Genomic DNA, 23,771 nt, shown 5'->3' with positions numbered 1-23,771 from the left:
AGCGTTATGCCCAAGCGGACAGACATCAAGAGCATCCTCATCATCGGCGCGGGTCCGATCATCATCGGCCAGGCGTGCGAGTTCGATTACTCGGGCGCGCAGGCATGCAAGGCGCTGCGTGAGGAAGGCTACAAGGTCATCCTCGTCAACAGCAATCCGGCGACGATCATGACCGACCCGAACACGGCCGACGTGACCTACATCGAGCCGATCACGTGGGAAGTGGTCGAGCGCATCATCGCCAAGGAACGCCCCGACGCGATCCTGCCGACGATGGGCGGCCAGACCGCGCTGAATTGCGCGCTCGATCTGCACGCGCACGGCGTGCTGGAAAAATACAAGGTCGAGCTGATCGGCGCGTCGCCGGAAGCCATCGACAAGGCGGAAGACCGCCAGAAGTTCAAGGACGCGATGACCAAGATCGGCCTCGGTTCGGCCAAATCGGGCACCGCGCATTCCATGGAAGAAGCGCTGGCGGTACAAGCGGACATTGCTTCGCAAACCGGCAGCGGCGGTTATCCGGTCGTGATTCGCCCGTCGTTCACGCTGGGCGGTTCGGGCGGCGGCATCGCATATAACCGCGACGAGTTCGAAGAGATCTGCAAGCGCGGTCTCGATTTGTCGCCCACGCGCGAGTTGCTGATCGAAGAGTCGCTGCTCGGCTGGAAAGAGTACGAGATGGAAGTGGTCCGCGACAAGAAGGACAACTGCATCATCGTCTGCTCGATCGAAAACCTGGACCCGATGGGCATCCACACCGGCGACTCGATCACCGTCGCGCCGGCGCAAACGCTAACGGACAAGGAATATCAGATCCTGCGTAACGCATCGCTCGCGGTGCTGCGCGAGATCGGTGTCGACACCGGCGGTTCGAACGTGCAGTTCTCGATCAATCCGAAAGACGGCCGCATGGTCGTGATCGAGATGAATCCGCGTGTGTCGCGCTCGTCGGCGCTGGCGTCGAAGGCGACCGGTTTCCCGATCGCGAAGATCGCGGCGAAACTGGCAGTCGGCTACTCGCTCGACGAACTGAAGAACGAAATCACCGGCGGCCAGACTCCGGCGTCGTTCGAACCGACCATCGATTACGTCGTCACCAAGATTCCGCGTTTCGCGTTCGAAAAATTCCGCGAAGCCGATTCGCGCCTGACCACGCAGATGAAGTCGGTCGGCGAAGTGATGGCGATTGGCCGCACCTTCCAGGAATCGTTCCAGAAGGCGTTGCGCGGCCTGGAAGTTGGCGTGGACGGTCTGGACGAAAAGACCGATAACCGCGACGAGATCATCCGCGAGATCGGCGAAGCCGGCCCGGATCGCATCTGGTACGTGGGCGACGCGTTCCGTGTCGGCATGACGGCCGAAGAGATTTTCGAAGAAACCTCGATCGACCCGTGGTTCCTCGCGCAGATCGAACAGATCATCCTGAAGGAAAAGGCGCTGGCCGGTCGCACGCTCGCGAGCCTCTCCAAGGAAGAACTGAAGTATCTGAAGCAAAGCGGTTTCTCGGACCGGCGTCTCGCGAAGCTGCTCGGCGCGAAGCCGATGGAAGTGCGCGCGCGCCGTATCGAGTTGAACGTGCGTCCGGTGTACAAGCGCGTCGATACGTGCGCGGCCGAGTTCGCCACGAAAACCGCCTACATGTACTCGACCTACGAGGAAGAGTGCGAAGCAAACCCGACGAACAACAAGAAGATCATGGTGCTGGGCGGCGGCCCGAACCGGATCGGCCAGGGCATCGAGTTCGACTACTGCTGCGTGCACGCCGCGCTCGCCATGCGCGAAGACGGCTACGAAACGATCATGGTCAACTGCAACCCTGAAACCGTTTCGACCGACTACGACACATCCGACCGTCTGTACTTCGAATCGCTGACGCTCGAAGACGTGCTCGAAATCGTCGACAAGGAAAAGCCGGTCGGCGTGATCGTGCAATACGGCGGTCAAACGCCGCTGAAACTCGCACTGGATCTCGAAGCGAACGGTGTGCCGATCGTCGGCACGTCGCCGGACATGATCGACGCCGCGGAAGACCGCGAGCGTTTCCAGAAGCTGCTGCAGGACCTCGGCCTGCGTCAACCGCCGAACCGTACGGCGCGCGCCGAAGACGAGGCGCTCAAGCTCGCCGACGAAATCGGCTACCCGCTGGTGGTGCGCCCGTCGTACGTGCTGGGCGGCCGCGCGATGGAAATCGTCCACGAGCCGCGCGACCTCGAGCGCTATATGCGCGAGGCCGTGAAGGTGTCGAACGATTCGCCGGTGCTGCTCGACCGCTTCCTGAACGACGCGATCGAATGCGACGTGGATTGCATTTCGGACGGTGAAGCCGTGTTTATCGGCGGCGTGATGGAGCACATCGAACAGGCCGGCGTGCACTCGGGCGACTCGGCGTGCTCGCTGCCGCCGTATTCGCTGTCGAAGGAAACCGTCGCTGAGTTGAAGCGCCAGACCGGCGCGATGGCGAAGGCGCTGAACGTGATCGGCCTGATGAACGTGCAGTTCGCGATTCAGCAGGTGCCGCAAGCGGACGGCTCGAAGGAAGACGTTATCTACGTGCTCGAAGTGAACCCACGCGCCTCGCGCACGGTGCCGTACGTGTCGAAGGCGACCAGCCTGCCGCTCGCGAAGATCGCGGCGCGTGCCATGGTCGGCCAGAAGCTCGCCGATCAGGGCGTGACGAAGGAAATCGATCCACCGTACTTCAGCGTGAAGGAAGCCGTGTTCCCGTTCGTCAAGTTCCCGGCAGTCGATCCGGTGCTCGGACCGGAAATGCGCTCGACCGGCGAAGTGATGGGCGTGGGCCAGACTTTCGGCGAGGCGCTGTTCAAGTCGCAACTCGCGGCAGGTTCGCGTCTGCCGGAATCCGGCACGGTGCTGTTGACCGTGATGGACGCCGACAAGCCGAAGGCCGTCGAAGTCGCGCGCATGCTGCACGAACTCGGTTATCCGATCGTCGCGACCAAGGGCACGGCCGCCGCGATCGAAGCGGCCGGCGTGCCGGTGAAGGTCGTCAACAAGGTGAAGGACGGCCGTCCGCACATCGTCGACATGATCAAGAACGGCGAGATCGCGCTGGTCTTCACGACCGTCGACGAGACCCGCGCCGCGATTGCCGACTCGCGTTCGATCCGCATGAGCGCGCAGGCGAACAAGGTCACGTACTACACGACCATGTCCGGTGCGCGCGCCGCTGTGGAAGGTTTGCGCTATTTGAAGGACCTGGAAGTCTATGATTTACAAGGCCTGCACGCTCGCCTAAACTAAGGCTTCGAATACCTGTCCAAGATGTAAGTGCCGCGGTTAAGCGGCGTTCCGCAGGTGCTTGACGCCGGGCTTTGCCCCGGCGCTCCGGCCCCCGCGGAATGCACTTAACCGCGGTGATTTTTTTTACGGCTGTTTTTTGCATAGAGTTGTTTATGAGCACTGTTCCATTGACTAAGCGCGGCGCGGAAATGTTGCGCGATGAATTGCAGCGCCTGAAATCGGTTGAGCGTCCTTCGGTGATCAATTCGATTGCGGAAGCGCGTGCCCAGGGCGATCTGTCGGAAAACGCGGAATACGACGCTGCGAAGGAAAAGCAAGGCTTTATCGAAGGCCGGATTGCCGAAATCGAATCTAAGCTGGCCGGCGCGCAAGTCATCGATCCGGCGGCTGTGGAAGCGGACGGGCGCGTGGTGTTCGGTGCGACGGTGGAACTGGAAGACCTGGATTCGGGCGCGTCGGTCAAGTATCAGATCGTCGGCGACGACGAAGCGGACATCGACCATGGCTTGATCTCGATCAGCTCGCCGATTGCGCGTGCCCTGATCGGCAAGTCGGAAGGCGACGTTGCGTCGGTGCAGGCGCCGGGCGGCGTGCGCGAATACGAAATCATCGCGGTTAGCTACGTTTGAAGGCGGTTCCGGTGTCCCAGATGCCGCATCGATTTTTCCGGTTATTGACGGTGGTGTGGGTCGGTAGTCTGCTGACTATCGGCTATGCCGTCGCGCCCGTGCTGTTCACCTCGCTCGACCGGATGACGGCCGGCGCGGTGGCCGCGCAACTGTTTCGCATTGAAGGCGTGCTGGGCGCAGTGTGCGGCATTTTGCTGCTCGGTCTCGCGAACGTGCTGGTTCGGCGCGGCGGCGATGCGTATCGCCGGCTGCGCTGGCTAATCGCCGGCATGCTGGTGTGCGTACTGGTTGGTTACTTTGCGTTGCAGCCTTTTATGAATGCAATGCGCATTGCCGCGCTCGAGGCGGGCAGCGATGTCGGGCATTCGGCTTATGCGACGCGCTTCGGCATCCTGCACGGCGTCTCGAGTCTGTTCTATCTGATCGAAAGCCTGCTGGGTGTGGCGCTCGTGTGGAAGCTGCCTGCAGGTGCGAGTGTCGCGGCGGCGGAGCAGAGCGGTCGCGATACGGCAGGGAAAGTGGCCGGCTGACACGAGCGGCCATGGCTGTGTTCAGGCGCTGAGTATGCAGGCTGGAGCGCGACGCGCTTGCTGAGTGAGCAACGTTGAGCTTTGTGGTCGTGATCAAGCAGCCCACGTCAAGGTGCGGACACCGCCCGCACCGCTCATCATCCGCTTATTTCGACGACTGATGCGAGCGCTTCGCGCTGGTCTGGCGCTTCTTGGCGCGCTTGATGTTGCCGCCTTGCGTCACGCGTTCATTGCCGCGCACCACGACTGCTTTGGCCTTGGGTTTGCGCATCGGGATTTCGCTGGGCTTCACGACGGTCACGACGCGCGGCGCGCGGCCCTTACCCGGTTTGGCTTCCACCGCGGCTTCGCGGGCGCTCGGCAGGGCGCCGCGTTTGGTCTTCACGGCCGGCTGTGCGGCTTCAGGCTTCCAGATCACCAGCAGCTTGCCGATATGCTGGATCGGCGCGGCGTTCAGCTTGTCGCAGATTTCTTCATAGATCGCGATGCGCTCTTCGCGTTCGTCGCCGAACACGCGGATCTTGATGAGCTGATGCGCGCCAAGGTGGACCTTGATCTCGGAGAGCACAGCGTCGGTCAAGCCTTCGGCGCCGACGAGCACGACCGGTTTGAGCGCATGTGCCTGGGAGCGCAACTCGGCGCGTTGGTCGGAAGAGACTTTGAGGGCGGGCATGGAAAGTGGGAGACTCGACTAAAATGGCGGCACCTGCATTTCCGAGAGATTCGGCCAATTGCGCAGGGCGGCGCGTCAGAACAACAGAATCGCGGATGACTGCCAGTTTTGGCGGCGTCCGCGCGAATTAACCGCGTATTATCCCCTAAAGCGTGTCATAACGCAGCAAGAGTTCAACGCTTAATGGCAAAAAACAAATTCAACACGGCGTGGTTGCATGATCACATCAACGACCCGTACGTAAAAATGGCGCAGCGGGAAGGCTATCGTGCCCGCGCAGCCTACAAGCTCAAAGAAATCGACGAGCAGGACAAGCTGATCCGTCCCGGCCAGGTGATCGTCGACCTCGGTTCGGTGCCGGGCAGCTGGAGCCAGTACGCGCGTAACAAGCTTGCCAAGGGTTCGCAGCGCGACGCCGAGCGCGAAGGTGGCATCGACGGCACGATCATCGCGCTGGACATCCTCCCGATGGAACCGATTGCCGACGTCACATTCATTCAGGGTGACTTCCGCGAGGACACCGTGCTCGGTCAACTGGAAGAATTGGTCGGCGAACGCCAGGTTGATCTTGTAATTTCGGATATGGCGCCCAACCTGTCGGGAGTGGCGGTGGCGGATGCCGCGCGAATCGAGCATCTGTGCGATCTCGCGCTGGAATTCTCACAGAATCACCTGAAGCAGGATGGTGCCCTTTTAGTCAAATGCTTTCACGGCAGCGGTTACAGCCAGATTGTCGAAAAGTTCAAGCATCAATTTAAGGTGGTGGCGGCCCGCAAGCCGAAAGCCTCGCGGGACAAGTCGTCAGAAACGTTTATTTTGGGTAAGCATCTCAAGCGGCCCGCATAGGACGCTGCAGGAAGGTCCCGCATCTGCCGATAATGCGATCATGGCCTCGGAAATGGGTGCGGCAATGGCCCGCTGTCCTATTTCTGTGGTAGTGAAACCTTATGGCAGGGGTCTGCGGACTGGATTAGAATGCTTTCGTGGTGCCGCAAGGCAAATGTAGGCGCCCGTCTAAGTGAAGGAGTGGTGCTTTGAACAACAATATGTTTTCGAAAGCAGCAGTGTGGCTGGTTATCGCACTGGTGCTGTTTACGGTGTTCAAGCAGTTCGACAAGCCCCGTGTCCAGGAAGGCGTTTCCTATTCGCAGTTCATGGACGACGCGAAGAACGGCAAAGTCAAGAACGTCATTGTCCAGGGGCGGAACCTCACGGTCACTCCAGCAGACGGCCAGAAGTACCAGATCGTGTCGCCAGGCGACATCTGGATGGTCGGCGATCTGATGAAGTATGGCGTTCAGGTGAGCGGCAAGGCTGATGACGAACCCAACGCGCTGGTGTCCGCGCTGTACTACCTCGGGCCGACGATCCTGATCATCGGTTTCTGGTTCTACATGATGCGACAGATGCAGGGGGGCGGGAAAGGTGGTGCGTTCTCGTTCGGTAAATCCCGTGCACGTCTGATCGACGAAAACAACAACGCAATCAATTTCACCGACGTCGCCGGTTGCGACGAAGCCAAGGAAGAAGTCTCCGAACTGGTCGACTTCCTGCGCGATCCGCAGAAATTCCAGAAGCTGGGTGGTCGCATTCCGCGCGGCGTGCTGCTGGTCGGCCCGCCGGGAACGGGTAAGACGCTGCTGGCGCGCGCCATCGCCGGCGAGGCGAAAGTGCCGTTCTTCAGCATCTCGGGTTCGGACTTCGTCGAAATGTTCGTCGGTGTCGGCGCGGCTCGTGTGCGCGACATGTTCGAGCAGGCCAAGAAGCACGCGCCGTGCATCGTGTTCATCGACGAAATCGACGCGGTTGGCCGTCATCGTGGCGCCGGCATGGGCGGCGGTAACGACGAGCGCGAACAGACCTTGAACCAGATGCTGGTCGAGATGGACGGCTTCGAAGCGAACTCGGGCGTGATCGTGATCGCTGCAACGAACCGTTCGGACGTGCTGGACAAGGCGCTGCTGCGTCCGGGCCGTTTCGACCGTCAGGTGTATGTCGGTCTGCCCGATATTCGCGGCCGCGAGCACATCATGAAGGTTCACCTGCGCAAGGTGCCGATCTCGAACGACGTCGACGCAGCGGTCATCGCACGCGGCACGCCGGGCTTCTCCGGCGCCGATCTCGCGAATCTCGTGAACGAAGCAGCTTTGTTCGCGGCTCGCCGCGGCAAGCGCATCGTCGAAATGACGGATTTCGAAGACGCGAAGGACAAGATCTTCATGGGCCCGGAGCGCAAGTCAGCCGTGATCCGCGAAGAATCGAAGCGCGCTACGGCGTACCACGAGTCGGGTCATGCGGTGATCGCGAAGCTGTTGCCGAAGGCCGATCCGGTGCACAAGGTCACGATCATTCCGCGTGGCCGTGCATTGGGCGTGACGTGGCAGTTGCCGGAGCATGACAACGAAACGTATTCGAAGGATTACCTGTTGGATCGTCTCGCAATCCTGTTCGGTGGCCGCGTCGCGGAAGAGCTGTTCCTCAACCTGCTCAGCACCGGCGCGTCGGATGACTTCAACAAGGCGACGCAAACCGCGCGCGCCATGGTGGCTCGCTTCGGCATGACGGACGCACTCGGACCGATGGTCTACGTCGACGACGAAAACGACGCTACGCCGTTTGGCCGCGGCTTCACGCGCACCATTTCGGAAGCGACGCAGCAGAAGGTTGATGCCGAAATCCGTCGCGTGCTGGATGAGCAGTACAACCTCGCGAAGCGCTTGCTGGACGAGAACCGCGATAAGGTCGAAGCGATGACCGCCGCGCTGATGGAGTGGGAAACGATCGACGCCGATCAGATCAACGACATCATGGCAGGCCGTCCGCCGCGTTCACCGAAGAGCTCGCCGCCGTCGGCAACCGACGCCTCGTCGGGCGGCAGCCCGGGCACCGAGGTCAAGCCGGGCAGCGCAACGGCGCCGGCCTGATAGGCGACCAGTAGAAAGTGCGGGCCGGTGTGTTTCACACCGGCCCGTTTTGCATTTATCCGTTTGCGCGAAGCACTACCCCGTGTCGAAAGTCGAATTTCCTTTGTTGCCCATTCCCGAGCCGTTGCAATGCGGCCGCTTCAAGTTGACGTTTGAACGCCCGTTGGTCATGGGCATTCTGAACGTCACTCCCGATTCTTTTTCCGACGGCGGCAAATACGCGATGCGCGGCGATGCATTGCGCCAGGCCGAGCGTATGATGCTCGACGGCGCGGACATCATCGATATCGGTGGCGAATCGACGCGCCCGGGCGCGCCGCCGGTGCCGCTCGACGAAGAGCTGGAGCGGGTGATCCCGCTCGTCGAGCAATTGCGCGGCGCGAACGTGCCCTTGTCGATCGACACCTACAAGCCCGAAGTGATGCGCCACACGCTGGCCGCCGGCGCGGATCTGATCAACGACATCTGGGGTTTCCGGATGCCCGGCGCAATCGGCGCGGTGCGCGACAGCGCGTGCGGCCTGTGCGTGATGCACATGCTCGGTGAGCCGCAGACCATGCAGCTCGGTGAGCCGGTCTACGACGATGTCGTGAGCGAAGTTCGCGATTTTCTAGAGGAGCGCATCGCTGCACTCGAGCAGGCAGGCATTGCGCGTGCTCGTATCAGCGTGGATCCAGGTTTCGGCTTCGGCAAGACCGTAGTCGAGCATAATTACACGCTGCTCGCGCATCTGCCGGATACGGCGCCGCGAGCCGAGCGGCCGTATCCGATTCTTGCCGGCATGTCGCGCAAGTCGATGGTCGGCGCGGTGGTGGGACGCCCGGCGCCGGAACGCGTCGCGGGCAGTATTGCGGCGGCGGTATGCGCCGCTGAACGGGGCGCTGCGATTCTGCGCGTGCACGACGTCGCGCAAACAGTAGATGCATTGAAAGTATGGGCAGCCATGCGCGACGCGGCGAATCACAGCCGCGCGCGCGGTTGAACCCACAAGCCAAGGAGGAAGATAAAACATGGCACGTCGTTATTTCGGAACGGACGGCATTCGGGGCAAAGTCGGCGAAGGGCCTATCACGCCGGAGTTTGTATTGCGGCTCGGCTACGCGGCCGGCAAGGTGCTGGCAGGCGCGGACCGCTGGGCCAAATCGGGCACGCGGCCAACCGTGTTGATCGGCAAAGACACGCGGGTGTCGGGCTACATGCTCGAAGCCGCGCTCGAGTCGGGTTTTTCCGCGGCGGGTGTGGACGTGATGCTGGCCGGCCCGATGCCGACTCCCGGCATCGCCTACCTGACGCGCGCGCTGCGGCTCGCCGCGGGCGTGGTCATCAGTGCATCGCATAACCCGTACTACGACAACGGCATCAAATTTTTCTCCGCCGACGGCAACAAGTTGCCGGACGAAGTGGAGTCGCAGATCGAGGAGCAACTCGATCTGCCTCTCGCCTGCGCGGCATCCGAGCAACTCGGCAAGGCGCGGCGTCTCGACGACGCCGCAGGGCGCTACATCGAGTTCTGCAAGAGCACGTTCCCGGCGGCGTTCGATCTGCACGGCCTGAAGCTGGTGGTCGACTGCGCGCATGGCGCCGCTTATGACGTCGCACCGCACGTGTTCCACGAACTGGGCGCCGAAGTGATTCCGATCGGCGTCGCGCCGAACGGCTTCAACATCAACGACGGCGTCGGCGCGACCGCACCGGATGCGCTGGTGCGTGCGGTGCGCGCGAATCATGCGGATCTGGGCATCGCGCTCGATGGCGACGCCGACCGTCTGCAGGTGGTCGACGCGGCAGGTCGCCTCTACAACGGCGACGAACTGCTGTACATCCTGGTCAAGGATCGAGTCGCGACCGACGGCAAAGTGGACGGCGCCGTCGGCACCTTGATGACGAATATGGCGGTGGAAGTGGCGCTGCAGGAAGCCGGCGTGAAGTTCGTCCGCGCGGCGGTCGGCGACCGCTACGTGCTCGAGCAGTTGCGCGAGCACGGCTGGCAACTCGGGGCCGAGGGCTCCGGCCATATTCTTTCGCTCGACCGCCATTCCACGGGCGACGGCATTGTCTCCGCGTTGCTGGTGCTGGCGGCCATGAAGCGCAGCGACAAGACTCTCGCGGACCTGCTCGACGGCGTCACGTTGTTCCCGCAGAAGCTGATCAACGTGCGCATGAAGCCCGACGCGGACTGGAAGAGCAGCGATGTGATCCGCCGCGCCATCGCCAAGGCCGAGAGCGCGCTGAACGGTCGCGGCCGCGTGCTGATCCGCGCGTCCGGCACCGAGCCGGTGCTGCGCGTGATGGTGGAAGCAGAAAATGCCGCCGACGCGCTTCAGCACGCGGAGTCGATTGCCGGAGCCGTGAAAGAGGCAACGGCGTAAGCCGCACGCTGTTGCGGCGAGAGGGCGTCGGGACGGCGAGCGTATCGTCCCGACGCTCTCTTGCTGCCCGCAATCTGCAATTCAGCTCACAATCACCACGCGGCAATTGGTCCGTACCGCCCGCAGCGCTTCACGCTTCACGCTTCACGCGACCAAGTGTCGCGAACTCAGAAAGCGAACCGCGCAAAAGACACATCGCCACAAAAGAAAGCACATCGCCAGGTAAACCGGCGTCCAAACGCGCAGCACCAAGAGGCGCCACCCCAAAACGCGGAGCCGCAAAAACCGGCGCCCCAAAAAACAATTCCAACGCTCTAGCGACACTCCAACCACCATCTCACCCGCCGCCGCATCCCACACCACCCACACCGCATCTTTTCCCAAACGCGCACTCGCAAACGTTCGCGCCCCATCTTTCTTCGTCTAATCTAAAGAGCGGCACCAACTTCGCCGGAAGCTCAGCGTTTTCCCTGACGAAGCGCCTTTCAGCCGTGTAATCCCACTGTCACATCCGTTTCACGTTAAGTCACGTTACTGTCACAAAGAGACCCTAAGCTTCGCGGTGTTCGTCTTACACGCTCACACCGCTCACACCTTTGGAGGTCTCATGAAATTGATGCAAACCGTGTTCGCTGGCGTCGCTGGCGCGCTTTTCGCGATCGCAGCGCAAGCCGCAGACATCACCGGCGCGGGCAGCACCTTCGCAGCACCGATTTACACGAAGTGGGCCGACTCGTATCAGAAGTCCGGCGGCGGCAAGGTGAACTATCAAGGCATCGGCTCGTCGGGCGGCGTGAAGCAGATCGTCGCGAAGACCGTCGACTTCGCCGGTTCGGACGCTCCGCTGAAGGACGACGAACTCGCCAAGGAAGGCCTGTTCCAGTTCCCGACGGTGGTGGGCGGTGTGGTGCCGGTCGTCAACGTGCCGGGCGTGAAGCCGGCTGAACTGACGCTGTCGGGCGAAGTGCTCGGCGACATCTACCTGGGTAAGATCAAGAAGTGGAACGATCCGGCGATCGTTGCGCTGAACCCGAAGGTCAAGCTGCCGGATACCGACATCGCCGTGGTTCGCCGCGCCGACGGTTCGGGCACCAGCTTCATCTGGACGAACTATCTGTCGAAGGTCAACGCGGACTGGAAGTCGAAGGTCGGTGAAGGTTCGACGGTCAACTGGCCGACGGGCACGGGCGGCAAGGGCAACGACGGAGTCGCGGCCTTCGTGCAACGTCTGCCGGGCGCAATCGGCTACGTGGAATGGGCGTACGCGAAGCAGAACCACATGACGTATGTCGCGCTGAAGAACTCGTCGGGCGCGGTGGTCGAGCCGAAGACGGACACCTTCAAGGCAGCGGCAGCGGGCGCGGACTGGTCGAAGTCGTTCTACCAGATCCTGACGAACGAGCCGGGCAAGAACGCATGGCCGATCGTCGGCGCGACGTTCGTGCTGGTTCACACGACGCAAGAGAAGGCGCCGCAAGGCAGCGAAACGCTGAAGTTCTTCGACTGGGCGTTCAAGAACGGCACCCAAGCCGCAAACGATCTGGACTACATCTCGCTGCCGGATTCGGTCGTGTCGGAAATCCGCACGCAATGGAAGTCGAAGGTGAAGGACGCTTCGGGCAAGGCAATCGCCGAGTAAGGGACGCATCGGGCATAGCGCTCGGCATCCGCAGTGTGTAACACGTTGGCCGTCCTCATGTGAGGACGGCCAATGGCTTTAACCCCCGGCACTACCGGCCGCATGACACGTGTCGTACGGCAACTGGAAACAGGTCCATCAGGCTCTCATGTCCGATATCCAATTAGCGCCCGGCGCGAGCAGGTCGACCCCGCCCGGCAGCGCGTCGCAGCAGAAAGCGCCCAGCCGCGCCGGCGACGTGATCTTCGGCGGTCTCGCGCGCCTCTCCGCCATCGTTACTTTGCTGCTGCTCGGCGGCATCATCGTCTCGCTGATCGTCGCGTCCATGCCGTCGATCAAGCAATTCGGCCTCAGCTTCCTGTGGACCGCCGACTGGGATCCACCCAGCAAGCAATTCGGCGCGCTGGTGCCGATCTACGGCACGATCGCCACCTCGATCATTGCACTCATCATCGCGGTGCCCGTCAGCTTCGGCATCGCGCTATTCCTGACTGAACTCTCGCCCGCCTGGCTGCGCCGCCCGCTCGGCATCGCGATCGAACTGCTCGCCGCGATTCCGTCGATCGTGTACGGCATGTGGGGTCTGCTGGTGTTCGCGCCGATCTTCGCGACCTGGTTCGAGAAGCCGCTCGGCGCGGTGCTCGGCGGTATTCCGGTGGTCGGAGCGCTGTTTCAGGGCGCGCCGATCGGCATCGGCATTTTGTGCGCGGGTGTGATTCTCGCGATCATGATCATTCCGTACATCGCCTCGGTGATGCGCGACGTGTTCGAAGTCACGCCGGTCCTGCTGAAGGAATCGGCGTACGGCATCGGCTGCACGACGTGGGAAGTGATGTGGAAGATCGTGCTGCCCTTTACGAAGAGCGGCGTGATCGGCGGCGTGATGCTGGGTCTGGGCCGCGCGCTCGGCGAGACCATGGCGGTCACGTTCGTGATCGGCAACACCAATCTGCTCGACAACGTGTCGCTCTTTTCGCCGGGCAACAGCATTACGTCGGCGCTCGCCAATGAATTCGCCGAAGCGGATCCGGGCCTGCACACGTCGGCGCTGATGGAACTCGGCCTCATTCTGTTCGTGATTACTTTTATCGTGCTGGCGATCTCCAAGATCATGCTGCTGCGTCTTCAGAAAGCGGAGGGCGCGAAATGAGCCAGCCCACTTTGAATATGCCGGGTTCGAACGACGCCGCCGCGCTCGAAGCGATGCGCGTGCGTCTGCAAGGCCGCCGCCGCACCAAGAACGCGATCGCGCTGACCATGTCGCTCGCTGCCATGGCGTTCGGTCTGATCTGGCTTGTCTGGATTCTGTACACGACCTTGCGTCTCGGTATCGGCGGCTTGTCGGTCGAACTGTTCACGCAATCGACGCCGCCGCCGAACACCGATGGCGGCGGTCTCGCCAACGCGATCGTCGGCAGTCTGATGCTGGTCGGACTCGCGACTTTCGTCGGCACGCCGATCGGTATTCTGGCGGGCGTCTATCTCGCCGAATACGGTCAGAAGGGCTGGCTCGCGAGCGTCACGCGTTTTATCAACGACATTCTGTTGTCGGCGCCCTCGATCGTGGTCGGTCTCTTCGTGTACGCGCTGGTCGTCGCGAAGATGGGTCACTTCAGCGGCTGGGCCGGCGTCTTCGCGCTTGCGTTGCTGCAGATTCCGATCGTGATCCGCACCACGGAAAACATGCTGAAACTGGTGCCGAACGCACTGCGCGAAGCCGCTTTCGCGCTCGGTACGCCGAAGTGGAAGATGGTGCTGTCGATCACGCTGAAGGCATCGATCGCGGGTATCGTCACCGGCGTGCTGCTCGGCGTCGCGCGTATCGCAGGCGAAACCGCGCCGCTGCTGTTCACGGCGTTGTCGAATCAGTTCTTCTCGGTGGACATGGGCCAGCCGGTCGCGAACCTGCCGGTCACGATCTACAAGTTTGCGATGAGCCCGTTCGCGCAGTGGCAATCGCTCGCGTGGGCCGGCGTCTTCCTGATCACGCTCGCGGTGCTGGGATTGAACATCCTCGCGCGCACGATCTTCTCGAACAAGTAAGGGCGGAGTGTAATCCGATGAATATGGCAGAAACTCAACTCAATCCGATCGCGCGTCCCACGGCGCCCGCCGGTTTCGATCCCGCCCAGAGCGGCCAGTCGCAGGCGCCGTCGCGCCCGAAGATCGAGATCAACGACCTGAACTTCTTCTACGGCAAGTATCACGCGTTGAAGAACATCAATCTGGCGATTCCCGAAGGCAAGGTGACCGCGTTCATCGGCCCGTCGGGTTGCGGCAAGTCCACGCTGCTGCGCACTTTGAACAAGATGTACGCGCTCTATCCGGAGCAGCGCGCCGAAGGCGAGATCCTGATGGACGGCGAAAATCTGCTGACCTCCAAGCGCGATATCTCGCTCTTGCGCGCACGGATCGGCATGGTGTTCCAGAAGCCGACGCCGTTTCCGATGTCGATCTACGACAACATCGCGTTCGGCGTGAAGATGTTCGAAACGCTGCCGCGCTCGGAGATGGACGACCGCGTCGAATGGGCGCTGACCAAGGCTGCGTTGTGGAACGAAGTGAAGGACAAGCTCGGCCAGAGCGGCTACGGTTTGTCGGGCGGCCAGCAGCAGCGTTTGTGTATCGCGCGCGGTATCGCGATCCGTCCGGAAGTGCTCCTGCTCGACGAGCCGTGTTCAGCGCTCGACCCGATTTCGACGGGCCGTATCGAAGAACTGATCGCCGAACTGAAGAGCGATTACACGGTGGTGATCGTCACGCACAACATGCAACAGGCGGCCCGCTGTTCGGACTACACTGCCTATATGTACCTCGGCGAGTTGATCGAATTCGGCGATACCGAAAAGATCTTCATCAAGCCGGTCCGCAAGGAAACCGAGGACTACATCACTGGCCGCTTCGGTTAACACGCCGAGCCACACAAGGGAGTACGACATGTCCGATAAACACCTGTCCAGCCAGTTCGACGCCGACCTGAATCTGGTTTCTTCCAAGGTGCTCGAAATGGGTGGCCTGGTCGAATCGCAGATCGTCAAGGCTATGCAGGCGCTCAACGAATTCGATCTCGACATCGCCGAACAGGTGATCGCCGCGGAAGACCGTCTGAACAAGATGGAAGTGGAAATCGACGAAGAGTGCAGCAACATCATCGCGCGCCGTCAGCCGGCCGCGCGTGATTTGCGCCTCCTGATCGCGATTTCGAAGACCATCACGAATCTCGAGCGCGCCGGCGACGAAGCCGAAAAAATCGCCAAGCGCACCAAGCGGTTGATGGAAGACGGCGCCTCGCGCACCATCAATATCGCCGAAATCAAGCTGTCGGGTGAAATGGCGGTGTCGATTCTGCGCCGCGCGCTCGACGCGTTCGCGCGTCTCGATACGGTCGCCGCCGCGCAGATCGTGCGCGACGATAAAGCGATCGACGAAGAATTCCGCGCCTTCGTGCGCAAGCTGATTTCGTACATGACCGAAGATCCGCGTTCGATCTCCGTGGGCCTCGACTTCCTCTTTATCGCCAAGGCGATCGAGCGGATCGGCGACCACGCGAAGAACATCGCGGAATTCATCATCTACATCGTCAAGGGCACGGATGTGCGGCACAAGTCGCGCGACGCGCTCGAACGCGAAGCACTCAGTTAATCCCGACATAAGGACCAGAGGTGCCGATGCCCAGCAGCATTCTCGTCATTGAAGATGAGCCCGCCATTTCCGAACTGATTTCGGTCAATCTTCAACACGCCGGACACTGCCCGATTCGCGCGTACAACGCGGAGCAGGCGCAAAACCTGATCAGCGACGTACTGCCCGACCTCGTCCTGCTCGACTGGATGTTGCCGGGTAAATCGGGCATCGCGTTCGCTCGCGATCTGCGCAACAACGAGCGCACGAAACATATCCCGATCATCATGCTGACCGCGCGTGGCGACGAGCAGGACAAGGTGCTCGGCCTCGAAATCGGCGCCGACGACTACGTCACCAAGCCGTTCTCGCCGAAAGAACTCATGGCGCGCATCAAGGCGGTGTTGCGCCGCCGCGCGCCGCAGTTGACCGAAGACGTGGTCGCGATCAACGGTCTCAAGCTCGATCCGGCCACTCACCGCGTGGCCGCGAATGGCGACGGCAGTGAGATCAAGCTCGATCTCGGCCCGACCGAATTCCGTCTGCTGCACTTCTTCATGACGCACCCGGAGCGCGTGCACAGCCGCACGCAACTGCTCGATCAGGTGTGGGGCGATCACGTGTTCGTCGAAGAGCGCACGGTGGACGTGCATATCAAGCGCTTGCGCGCGGCCCTCAAGCCGGCCGGGTGCGATGCTATGATTGAGACGGTACGCGGCAGCGGCTACCGGCTTGCGAAGAGCGCCTGAGGCTTCCGCGGTAGCGGTGGTCGAGCCGCCCGCGTCGGGTACGTTTTTTTCGCCATGACAGGCGCCGCGATTGCCATCCCGGCGCTTAAGTTTTCCTCTTCGATCGCTAGACCATGAACATCATCTGGGCGCGCTCCATCGTGTCGGTCGTGCTGCTGGCTGTTCTGTGCGTGGTGGTCGGCGCACTCGTGAACGTCAAGGCAGGGCTCGTCCTCGCGATCGTCATGCTGCTCGCGCAGAGCCTTTTCAGCACCTTCCATAAACAGCGCCTGTGGCGCTTGCTCGATGCGCCGGTTTACGGCGAAGTGCCGAGCGCCCCCGGCATCTGGGGCGAAATCTACTACCGTCTGCATAAGCTCGCGAAGCGCTGGCACGCCCAGGTGCGCTCGGTCGAGCAGCAGCATTCGCGCTTCATTCAGGCTATCCAGGCCTCGCCGAACGGCGTGGCGATGCTCGACGATCACGACCAGATTGAGTGGTGCAACGCGATCTCCGAACTTCATTTCGGTCTGGATGCGAAGCGCGATCTGCGCCAGCACATTACGCATCTGGTGCGTCAGCCGGACTTCGTTCGCTATCTGAATTCGTCCCGCTACGAAGAAATGCTGATCATGCGCGGCATGGGCGACAAGCGCCAGAACGTGCTGTCGGTGCAGGTGTTTCCGTACGGCGAGAATCGCAAGCTGGTGCTCTCGCAAGACATCACTGAACTTGAACGCACCGATGCGATGCGGCGCGACTTCGTCGCCAATGTTTCGCATGAACTGAAAACGCCGCTCACGGTGCTCTCGGGTTTTCTGGAAACCATGCGCGAGTTGCCGCTGAGCGAAGCCGAACGTTCGCGCTATCTCGAACTGATGGAGCAGCAGGCTTCGCGCATGCGCCATATCGTCAACGATCTGCTGGTGCTCGCCAAACTCGAAGGCGACAACAAGCCGCCGAGCGATCAGATGATCGATATGCGCGCGGTGTTGCGGCATCTGCGCGACGACGCGGAAAATCTGTCGAGCGATCATCACAAGATCGTGTTCGATGCCGACGAAGGACTCACGGTCACCGGCGTCGAAACAGAAATACTCAGTGCGTTCGGCAATCTCGTCACGAACGCGATCCGCTACACGCCAGACGGCGGCGCGATCAAAGTGGCTTGGCATGCGCAAGGCGGCAGTGCGATATTTTCCGTCACGGACAGCGGACTCGGCATTCCGGCTGCGGACATTCCACGGTTGACGGAGCGTTTCTACCGCGTCGATCGCAGCCGTTCGCGCGACACCGGCGGCACGGGTCTCGGGCTCGCGATCGTCAAACATGTGCTGCAGCGTCACGATGCGCAACTCGACGTGAAGAGCGAAGAGGGGCGCGGAAGCACGTTCACCGTGCGCTTCCCGGTGTATCGCACGGCGCGCCGGCAACCGGCGCCGGTTTGAACGTAGCCGCATCGGAATGAAGAAAGCCCGCACGTAGCGGGCTTTTTTACGCGTCTCACGTTTGTTGATGGCTCGCCGAAGCAAGCGCATTCGCTAACGTTACGAACAGAATTTCCCCAGCAGACTCATCTGCGCATTGCGCGAGGACTTGCCCGGCCGGCGGCGCCGATAGTGCCCGTCGCTTTGCATCAGCCACGCGGATTGATTGTCGCCGAGGAATGCCGACAGGCCTTCGGCGATCACACGCCGCTTCAAACGGCGGTTGTTGATCGGGAACGCCACTTCAACGCGCCGGAAGAAATTGCGGTCCATCCAGTCGGCGCTCGACAGATAGACCTGTTCCTTGCCGCCGTCGTAAAAGTAAAAGATGCGATGGTGTTCCAGAAAGCGCCCGACGATCGAGCGTACCGTAATGTTCTCCGAAAGCCCTGCCACGCCCGGCTGCAACGAGCACACGCCACGCACGATCAGATCGATTTTCACGCCCGCCTGCGCGGCTTCGTACAGTTCGGCGATCACCGTGGGTTCGAGCAGCGCATTCATCTTCGCGACGATGCGTGCTTTCTTACCCGCGCGCGCATGCTCGGCTTCGGCGCGAATCGCCTCGACCAGTTTAGGATGCAGCGTGAACGGCGATTGCCACAACTCGTGCAGCTTCAGTTCGCCGCCAATACCGGTCAGTTGCTGGAACACGTGATGCACGTCTTCGCAGATTTTCTGATCGGCGGTCATCAAACCGAAGTCGGTGTACAGACGCGCGGTACGCGGATGATAGTTGCCGGTGCCGAGGTGCACGTAGCGCTTGAGCGTGGTCTTGCCGCCCACCGACACGCGCCGCACGATCAGCATCATCTTCGCGTGGCACTTGTGGCCCACCACGCCGTACACCACGTGCGCGCCGACCGCTTCGAGCTGCGAGGCCCAGTTGATGTTGGTTTCTTCGTCGAAGCGCGCGAGCAGTTCGACCACTACCGTGACTTCCTTGCCGTTGCGCGCGGCTTGCATGAGCGCGTCCATCAGCGGTGAATCGGTGCCGGTGCGATAGATGGTCTGCTTGATCGCGACCACGTTCGGATCTTTGGCCGCCTGCAGCAGCAGTTCGAGCACCGGCTGAAAGCTCTCGTACGGATGATGCAGCAGCACGTCGCCCTGATCGATCACGTCGAACATGCTGGCGCTGTTGGCCACCTGCGGCGGAATCGCGGGGATGTGCGGCACGAACTTGAGATCGGGGCGGTCCACCATCTCCGGCAATTGCATCAGCCGCACCAGATTGACGGGGCCGTCGGCGTAATAGCAGTCCTTGTCGGACAGGCCGCTTTCGTCGAGCAGGCGGCGCACGACATGCGTGGGCGTTTCCGCCGACACTTCGAGGCGCACCGCATTGCCCAGATGCCGCGCCGGCAATTCGCCCTGCAACGCGACGCGCAGATTGGTGATTTCATCTTCGTCGACGAACAGTTCGCTATTGCGCGTGATGCGAAACTGATTGCAACTGCGCACCACGAGGTTCGGAAACAGCTCGCCGACAAAGCGTTGCAACAGCGAGCTCAACAGCACGAAGCCGTGCGGATAGCCCGACAGTTCCTGCGGCATGCGCACGAGCCGCGGCAGCGCGCGCGGCGCCTGCACGATGCCCATCATCGCCTGGCGGCCGAACGCGTCCTTGCCCTCGAGTTCGACGACGAAGTTCAGGCTCTTGTTGAGCACGCGTGGAAACGGATGCGCCGGATCGAGGCCGATCGGCGTGAGCACGGGCAACAGTTCGTCGAAGAAATAGTTGCGCGCCCACTCGGTCTGCGCTTCGTTCCACGCTTCCGTGCCGTGAAAATAGATGCCTTCTGCTTCGAGCGCGGTGAGCACCGTGTCGTGCAGCATGGTGTATTGGCGATGCACGAGCTTCTGCGCGCGTTCGACCACGAGGTCGTACACGTGCTGCAGCGACATGCCGTCCGGCGATAGCGCGCCGGGGTTGTCGCGCATCTGTTCCTGCAGTCCGGCCATGCGGACTTCGAAGAATTCGTCGAGATTGCTGCTGGTGATGCAGATGAAGCGCAGGCGTTCGAGCAAAGGGACGGCTGGGTCGGCAGCTTGTGCCAACACACGCTCGTTGAAACCCAGAATGCCCAGCTCGCGATTCAATAAGGGGTAGCGGATGGACATCGGCAGCGAGAATGGAATGTCAGGAAGAGAGGCGGAAAGACGCTCGGAAATTCTCACAGTATGATGACGTTGTTATGACATTCTCGATTTTTTATTCTACGCCGTAATCGCCGCATGTCGTCAATATGACGCAGTCCGTATGGGACCATTGGGCACCCCCATTGCTGCGAGGTGACATCGTGAGGCCCGGTACGCTTAGAATGGCGTCTTTGAACAGCGCGGCCGGCCGGAAGGTGCATGAGGCGCCCAGGGCACCCGACGGACACGGAGCGTTCCCCGCATCCAACGCCGCCGCGCTCGCGCGCATGGAGTCCGCTTACCCGATGGTCAATACTCCGCAACTCCTCGCCGCCGTCGATCTCGGCTCGAACAGCTTTCGGCTGATCGTGGGCCGGGTCGAGGAAACCGACGCGGGCAGCCAGATCTATCAAGTCGATGCCTTGCGCGAACCGGTGCGTCTCGCTGCCGGTCTGTCGCGCGACAAGATGCTCGACCGTGCCTCGCAAGTGCGCGGCTGGGACGCGCTCAAGCGTTTCGGCGAGCGTCTGCGCGACTTTCATCCCGATCACGTTCGCGCGGTCGCAACCAATACATTGCGCATCGCCAAGAATGCCGGCGAATTTCTCGGCGAGGCGCAAGCCGCGCTCGGCTTCCCGATCGAAGTGATCGCGGGGCGTGAAGAAGCGCGCCTGATCTATGCGGGCGCAGCACACTCTGTGCCCGCGAGTCCGGGTAAGCGTCTCGTGGTCGACATCGGCGGCGGCTCGACGGAATTCATCATTGGCTCGCATTACACGCCCATCAAGATGGAGAGCCTGTATATCGGCTGCGTGAGTCATAGCCGCGCGTTTTTCCCCGCCGGCAACGTCGACGAATACACGATGCGTCAGGCCGAACTCGCCGCGGGCCGCGAAATCCAGATCATCTCCGCCGAGTACAAGAAGACCGGCTGGGAGCAGGCAATCGGCTCGTCGGGCACCGCGCGCGCGTTGGCCGAATTGGTGGAGGCAAATAACTTCAACGATCCGGGCGTCACGCACGGCATCTCGCGCGGCGGGCTCGAGCGGCTCAAGCGCGCGCTGATCAAGGCGGAGAACGTCAACCGGCTGAAGCTCGTCGCGTTGAAGGGCGATCGTATTCCGGTGCTGGCCGGCGGTCTGTCGATCATGATCGCGGTGTTCGACGAACTCGGTGTCGATTACGTCGATACGACGGACGGCGCCTTGCGCCTCGGCGTGCTATACGACCTGCTAGGCCGTTCGCAGCACGAGGACATGCGTACGGTCACGGTGGAAGGTTTCATGCGCCGCTATGGCGTGGATCGCGCGCAGGCGGGGCGCATCGGCGAACTCGCGGTGCGCTTCTACGAACAGTTCGCGGAACCCGACGAAGAACGCCGCGCGGAAAATCGCATGTTTCTCGGCTGGGCGGCGGCGTTGCACGAAATCGGTCTGTCGATCTCGCATAGCGCGTATCACAAGCATTCGGCTTATATCGCGAGCAACGCGGACATGCCGGGCTTTTCGCGCACCGATCAGGCGCGGCTTGCCGCGCTCGTGCTCGGTCACGCGGGCAAGCTCGGCAAGCTGTCGCAAACACGCGAAGTGGAGTGGCCGCTGCTGTTCTGTCTGCGGCTCGCGGCGCTGCTCTGCCGCCGGCGTGCGGACGTCGGCCTGCCGGGTATCGCGGTGGCGCAGGTCAACGGCGGTTACGAGGTGCGTTTGCCGAACGAGTGGGTGGCCAACAACCCGCTCACCGACTACAGCCTGATTCAGGAAGCCGCGGAGTGGGAGAAGGTCGGCATTCCGTATCGCGTGGTCTATACGGACGATTGAAGCTTGCGCATGGCGCGTTGCGGATGAACGAAAAAGCCCGGCATGTTGCCGGGTTTTTTCGTGGCCGCTTGTTTTGTTTCGCCGACGCGCGTCACAGCGCGTCTTGCGTGCGAATCCGCTTAGCGCGGCAGCGCGTCGCCGAGGAAGTGGCGAGCGTAACGTGCATTGATATCGGACAAGCGGAACAGCGTCAGAAAGTCCGCGGTATTGAAGTCGGGATCCCATGCCGGTGCGCCGCAAATCTTCGCGCCGAGCCGCAGATAACCCTTCACCAACGGCGGCGGTGCCACCTCGGCGCCCGTTTGCAGTTCATCGACCGGCAGCGGTGTATGCGCAAACGCGCGATATTCCGGCGCGGTCAGCGCGCTGTCGCGCAGCGAGCAATACAGATTCGCCGCGTAGTGGCCGCCGTCGACCATCGCCACGCTCGCGCAGCCGAGCATCGTCTCGTAGCCGTTGTGTTTCATGTAGGCGGCAAGGCCCGCCCACAGCGACATGATCACCGAGCCGCTGCGATAGTCGGGGTGCACGCAAGAACGGCCCACTTCGACCATCTTGGCGCGCAGGTGCGTGAGACGCGACACGTCGAATTCGCTTTCCGCATACAGGCGGCCGATACGCGCGGCCTGATGCGGCGGCAACGCGCGATACGTGCCGACCACTTTCAACGTGTCGAGATCGCGCACCAGCAGGTGATCGCAGTAGGAGTCGAACGAATCGACGTCGAGACCCGCAGGGCCCGTCAGACGCGCGCCCATTTCGTCGGCGAACACGCGGTAGCGCAGACGCTGCGCTTCGCGCAGTTCTTCGTCGGTGCGAGCCCACGTGACTTGCAGGCGATGCTGGGCGGTGACCGTTTCCTCGGCGCGCGGCAGACGGCGCGACTCGAAGATCGAAGCGAGGGGCAGGGTAGGCGTCGGCAGTTCTCGCATGGGGGGTCCTGGTCGAAAAAAGGGAGATTTCTTTTTTCGCCAATGTAGTAACGCCTGGTGACGCTCGCATGGCAAACCCATGACGATTGGATGACTGCCCGTAAGCTGCGTGCCCGCGGCTTGTAATGTTGCGAGTGGGGACGGCGAGTGTTGTTTCCGCGCGAAACGTGGGGAGTCGAGGAGACGGGTGGGAGTAATTAACGCGCCGGGACGGTGAGGTCCCGGCGATATGGGTGAAGCGGGTGATTGGTTTGATAGTTTGGCGCCGTCTCGCGTGGCGCGTGGGTTTTTATGGGCGCGGCTCGCCTCGCCTCGCCTCGCCTCGCCTCGTCGAAGCGAATCCGGCTCAGACCAGATCAGGCGTCATCGCGGCGCGCAGCACGGCCTGATCGTCGCCGTCGCGCTCGCGGCTCGCGATCCACCACACGCCCGCTTTCTTCAGCGGCCAGCTCGCGTCGCTATTGCCGAGCAGCCGTGCGGCGACGTGGCCTAGCGTCGGCTGATGGCCGACGATCACCACCGTCTGCGCGACGCCTTTGGGCCAGCCCGCGGCGTCGAGCACGTCGTCGGCGCTCGCGTTGGGCGCGAGTTCGCGCACTACGCGGTATTGATCGCTCAGCGTCTCGGCGGTCTGGATGGTGCGCACAGCGGGGCTCGCGAGCACGACGGCGTCGTCGGGCAGGCGGGTGCGCAGCCATTTGGCGACGTTTTGCGCCTGCTTGCGGCCGCGGGTGGTGAGCGCCCGCGCGAGGTCCGTGCTGGCGATGTCTTCGGCTTCGGCGTGACGCCAGAGAATCAGATCCATGCGTGTCTCCTTGACTCTGCTTGCGGCGCTTAAGCCCGATGAGGCCTGCGCCAGGTTTTAGTCACTGTCGCACGCGGGCCCGTCATGCCGCAAGGCAAGGGCTCGGGCCGACCGTATCAGCGAGCGGGTGTATCGCAGGCGAGAGTCTGAAAGCCCGAACAAAGCCAGCCCGAACAAAGCCAGCCCGAACAAAGCCAGCCCGAACAAAGCCAGA

19 protein-coding genes are annotated in these 23,771 nt (G+C 62.0%); 15 read left to right on the top strand and 4 right to left on the bottom strand.

Annotation, left to right across the window (positions count from 1 at the left end; genetic code table 11):
• Positions 1-6 precede the first annotated feature (6 nt).
• The 3 genes from carB to ACFSNN_RS24075 all read left to right on the top strand — a co-directional run bounded on the left by carB (position 7) and on the right by ACFSNN_RS24075 (position 4,420).
• The gene (carB, locus tag ACFSNN_RS24085) at positions 7-3,261 is read left to right on the top strand and encodes a carbamoyl-phosphate synthase large subunit (RefSeq protein WP_134458294.1); all 3,255 of its coding nucleotides are present in this window, start codon (positions 7-9) and stop codon (positions 3,259-3,261) included.
• A gap of 152 nt (positions 3,262-3,413) precedes the next feature.
• Complete coding sequence (gene greA / locus ACFSNN_RS24080) at positions 3,414-3,890, top strand: transcription elongation factor GreA (RefSeq protein WP_012433846.1); 477 nt, start codon at positions 3,414-3,416, stop codon at positions 3,888-3,890.
• A gap of 20 nt (positions 3,891-3,910) precedes the next feature.
• Positions 3,911-4,420, top strand: coding sequence for a DUF4149 domain-containing protein (locus tag ACFSNN_RS24075; protein WP_134458296.1), 510 nt, complete (start codon positions 3,911-3,913; stop codon positions 4,418-4,420).
• Between the two features lie 145 nt (positions 4,421-4,565).
• Here ACFSNN_RS24075 and ACFSNN_RS24070 read toward each other — a convergent pair whose 3' ends face one another.
• Positions 4,566-5,093: a YhbY family RNA-binding protein gene (locus tag ACFSNN_RS24070; RefSeq protein ID WP_012433844.1), complete on the bottom strand. Its 528-nt coding sequence runs from the start codon at positions 5,091-5,093 to the stop codon at positions 4,566-4,568.
• A gap of 183 nt (positions 5,094-5,276) precedes the next feature.
• Here ACFSNN_RS24070 and ACFSNN_RS24065 point away from each other — a divergent pair, with 183 nt between their 5' ends.
• The 11 genes from ACFSNN_RS24065 to phoR all read left to right on the top strand — a co-directional run bounded on the left by ACFSNN_RS24065 (position 5,277) and on the right by phoR (position 17,822).
• The gene (locus ACFSNN_RS24065) at positions 5,277-5,939 is read left to right on the top strand and encodes an RlmE family RNA methyltransferase (RefSeq protein ID WP_106309781.1); all 663 of its coding nucleotides are present in this window, start codon (positions 5,277-5,279) and stop codon (positions 5,937-5,939) included.
• Positions 5,940-6,127: 188 nt separating this feature from the next.
• Positions 6,128-8,017 (top strand): ATP-dependent zinc metalloprotease FtsH, encoded by a 1,890-nt coding sequence (ftsH, locus tag ACFSNN_RS24060; protein WP_134458298.1) that lies wholly within the window; start codon positions 6,128-6,130, stop codon positions 8,015-8,017.
• A gap of 82 nt (positions 8,018-8,099) precedes the next feature.
• Positions 8,100-8,999, top strand: coding sequence for a dihydropteroate synthase (folP, locus tag ACFSNN_RS24055; RefSeq protein ID WP_134458300.1), 900 nt, complete (start codon positions 8,100-8,102; stop codon positions 8,997-8,999).
• A 28-nt stretch (positions 9,000-9,027) separates the two neighbouring features.
• On the top strand, positions 9,028-10,386 hold the full coding sequence (gene glmM, locus ACFSNN_RS24050; protein WP_134458302.1) for a phosphoglucosamine mutase: 1,359 nt from the start codon (positions 9,028-9,030) through the stop codon (positions 10,384-10,386).
• A gap of 607 nt (positions 10,387-10,993) precedes the next feature.
• Positions 10,994-12,025, top strand: coding sequence for a phosphate ABC transporter substrate-binding protein PstS (pstS, locus tag ACFSNN_RS24045; protein ID WP_134458304.1), 1,032 nt, complete (start codon positions 10,994-10,996; stop codon positions 12,023-12,025).
• Positions 12,026-12,173: 148 nt separating this feature from the next.
• Positions 12,174-13,175, top strand: a complete 1,002-nt coding sequence (gene pstC, locus ACFSNN_RS24040; protein WP_134458306.1) for a phosphate ABC transporter permease PstC — start codon at positions 12,174-12,176, stop codon at positions 13,173-13,175.
• On the top strand, positions 13,172-14,068 hold the full coding sequence (gene pstA / locus ACFSNN_RS24035) for a phosphate ABC transporter permease PstA (RefSeq protein ID WP_134458308.1): 897 nt from the start codon (positions 13,172-13,174) through the stop codon (positions 14,066-14,068). Before pstC ends, pstA begins: the two co-directional genes overlap by 4 nt.
• A gap of 17 nt (positions 14,069-14,085) precedes the next feature.
• The gene (pstB, locus tag ACFSNN_RS24030; protein WP_134458310.1) at positions 14,086-14,934 is read left to right on the top strand and encodes a phosphate ABC transporter ATP-binding protein PstB; all 849 of its coding nucleotides are present in this window, start codon (positions 14,086-14,088) and stop codon (positions 14,932-14,934) included.
• A 28-nt stretch (positions 14,935-14,962) separates the two neighbouring features.
• Positions 14,963-15,667, top strand: a complete 705-nt coding sequence (gene phoU, locus ACFSNN_RS24025; protein WP_106309756.1) for a phosphate signaling complex protein PhoU — start codon at positions 14,963-14,965, stop codon at positions 15,665-15,667.
• A gap of 26 nt (positions 15,668-15,693) precedes the next feature.
• A complete protein-coding gene (phoB, locus tag ACFSNN_RS24020; protein ID WP_106309753.1) occupies positions 15,694-16,395 on the top strand; it encodes a phosphate regulon transcriptional regulator PhoB in 702 nt (233 codons plus the stop codon).
• A 113-nt stretch (positions 16,396-16,508) separates the two neighbouring features.
• Positions 16,509-17,822, top strand: coding sequence for a phosphate regulon sensor histidine kinase PhoR (gene phoR, locus ACFSNN_RS24015; protein ID WP_134458312.1), 1,314 nt, complete (start codon positions 16,509-16,511; stop codon positions 17,820-17,822).
• A 99-nt stretch (positions 17,823-17,921) separates the two neighbouring features.
• Here the strand turns inward: phoR and ppk1 are convergent, their stop codons facing one another.
• Positions 17,922-19,985 carry a polyphosphate kinase 1 gene (ppk1, locus tag ACFSNN_RS24010; protein WP_106283718.1) on the bottom strand — a complete coding sequence of 688 codons (2,064 nt, stop codon included), beginning with the start codon at positions 19,983-19,985 and terminating at the stop codon, positions 17,922-17,924.
• 200 nt (positions 19,986-20,185) lie between these two features.
• On the opposite strand from ppk1, the gene ppx reads away from it, so the two are divergent.
• Positions 20,186-21,820, top strand: a complete 1,635-nt coding sequence (gene ppx / locus ACFSNN_RS24005; RefSeq protein WP_134458314.1) for an exopolyphosphatase — start codon at positions 20,186-20,188, stop codon at positions 21,818-21,820.
• 119 nt (positions 21,821-21,939) lie between these two features.
• Here the strand turns inward: ppx and ACFSNN_RS24000 are convergent, their stop codons facing one another.
• On the bottom strand, positions 21,940-22,752 hold the full coding sequence (locus ACFSNN_RS24000) for a GNAT family N-acetyltransferase (protein WP_012433830.1): 813 nt from the start codon (positions 22,750-22,752) through the stop codon (positions 21,940-21,942).
• A 346-nt stretch (positions 22,753-23,098) separates the two neighbouring features.
• Positions 23,099-23,557 carry a phosphohistidine phosphatase SixA gene (gene sixA, locus ACFSNN_RS23995; RefSeq protein ID WP_134458316.1) on the bottom strand — a complete coding sequence of 153 codons (459 nt, stop codon included), beginning with the start codon at positions 23,555-23,557 and terminating at the stop codon, positions 23,099-23,101.
• Positions 23,558-23,771 lie beyond the last annotated feature (214 nt).

The sequence above is a fragment of the Paraburkholderia dipogonis genome (genome assembly GCF_042680985.1).
Classification (GTDB): Bacteria; Pseudomonadota; Gammaproteobacteria; order Burkholderiales; family Burkholderiaceae; genus Paraburkholderia; species Paraburkholderia phytofirmans.
This window is presented reverse-complemented; position numbering and strand designations above follow the sequence as displayed.

Excerpts from the sequence above, each read along its gene's own strand:
- carB (WP_134458294.1), top strand. The coding sequence starts at position 7 with ATGCCCAAGCGGACAGACATCAAGAGCATCCTCATCATCGGCGCGGGT.
- greA (WP_012433846.1), top strand. The coding sequence starts at position 3,414 with ATGAGCACTGTTCCATTGACTAAGCGCGGCGCGGAAATGTTGCGCGAT.
- ACFSNN_RS24075 (WP_134458296.1), top strand. The coding sequence starts at position 3,911 with ATGCCGCATCGATTTTTCCGGTTATTGACGGTGGTGTGGGTCGGTAGT.
- ACFSNN_RS24070 (WP_012433844.1), bottom strand. The coding sequence starts at position 5,093 with ATGCCCGCCCTCAAAGTCTCTTCCGACCAACGCGCCGAGTTGCGCTCC.
- ACFSNN_RS24065 (WP_106309781.1), top strand. The coding sequence starts at position 5,277 with ATGGCAAAAAACAAATTCAACACGGCGTGGTTGCATGATCACATCAAC.
- glmM (WP_134458302.1), top strand. The coding sequence starts at position 9,028 with ATGGCACGTCGTTATTTCGGAACGGACGGCATTCGGGGCAAAGTCGGC.
- pstS (WP_134458304.1), top strand. The coding sequence starts at position 10,994 with ATGAAATTGATGCAAACCGTGTTCGCTGGCGTCGCTGGCGCGCTTTTC.
- pstC (WP_134458306.1), top strand. The coding sequence starts at position 12,174 with ATGTCCGATATCCAATTAGCGCCCGGCGCGAGCAGGTCGACCCCGCCC.
- pstA (WP_134458308.1), top strand. The coding sequence starts at position 13,172 with ATGAGCCAGCCCACTTTGAATATGCCGGGTTCGAACGACGCCGCCGCG.
- pstB (WP_134458310.1), top strand. The coding sequence starts at position 14,086 with ATGAATATGGCAGAAACTCAACTCAATCCGATCGCGCGTCCCACGGCG.
- phoU (WP_106309756.1), top strand. The coding sequence starts at position 14,963 with ATGTCCGATAAACACCTGTCCAGCCAGTTCGACGCCGACCTGAATCTG.
- phoB (WP_106309753.1), top strand. The coding sequence starts at position 15,694 with ATGCCCAGCAGCATTCTCGTCATTGAAGATGAGCCCGCCATTTCCGAA.
- phoR (WP_134458312.1), top strand. The coding sequence starts at position 16,509 with ATGAACATCATCTGGGCGCGCTCCATCGTGTCGGTCGTGCTGCTGGCT.
- ppk1 (WP_106283718.1), bottom strand. The coding sequence starts at position 19,985 with ATGTCCATCCGCTACCCCTTATTGAATCGCGAGCTGGGCATTCTGGGT.
- ppx (WP_134458314.1), top strand. The coding sequence starts at position 20,186 with ATGGCGTCTTTGAACAGCGCGGCCGGCCGGAAGGTGCATGAGGCGCCC.
- ACFSNN_RS24000 (WP_012433830.1), bottom strand. The coding sequence starts at position 22,752 with ATGCGAGAACTGCCGACGCCTACCCTGCCCCTCGCTTCGATCTTCGAG.
- sixA (WP_134458316.1), bottom strand. The coding sequence starts at position 23,557 with ATGGATCTGATTCTCTGGCGTCACGCCGAAGCCGAAGACATCGCCAGC.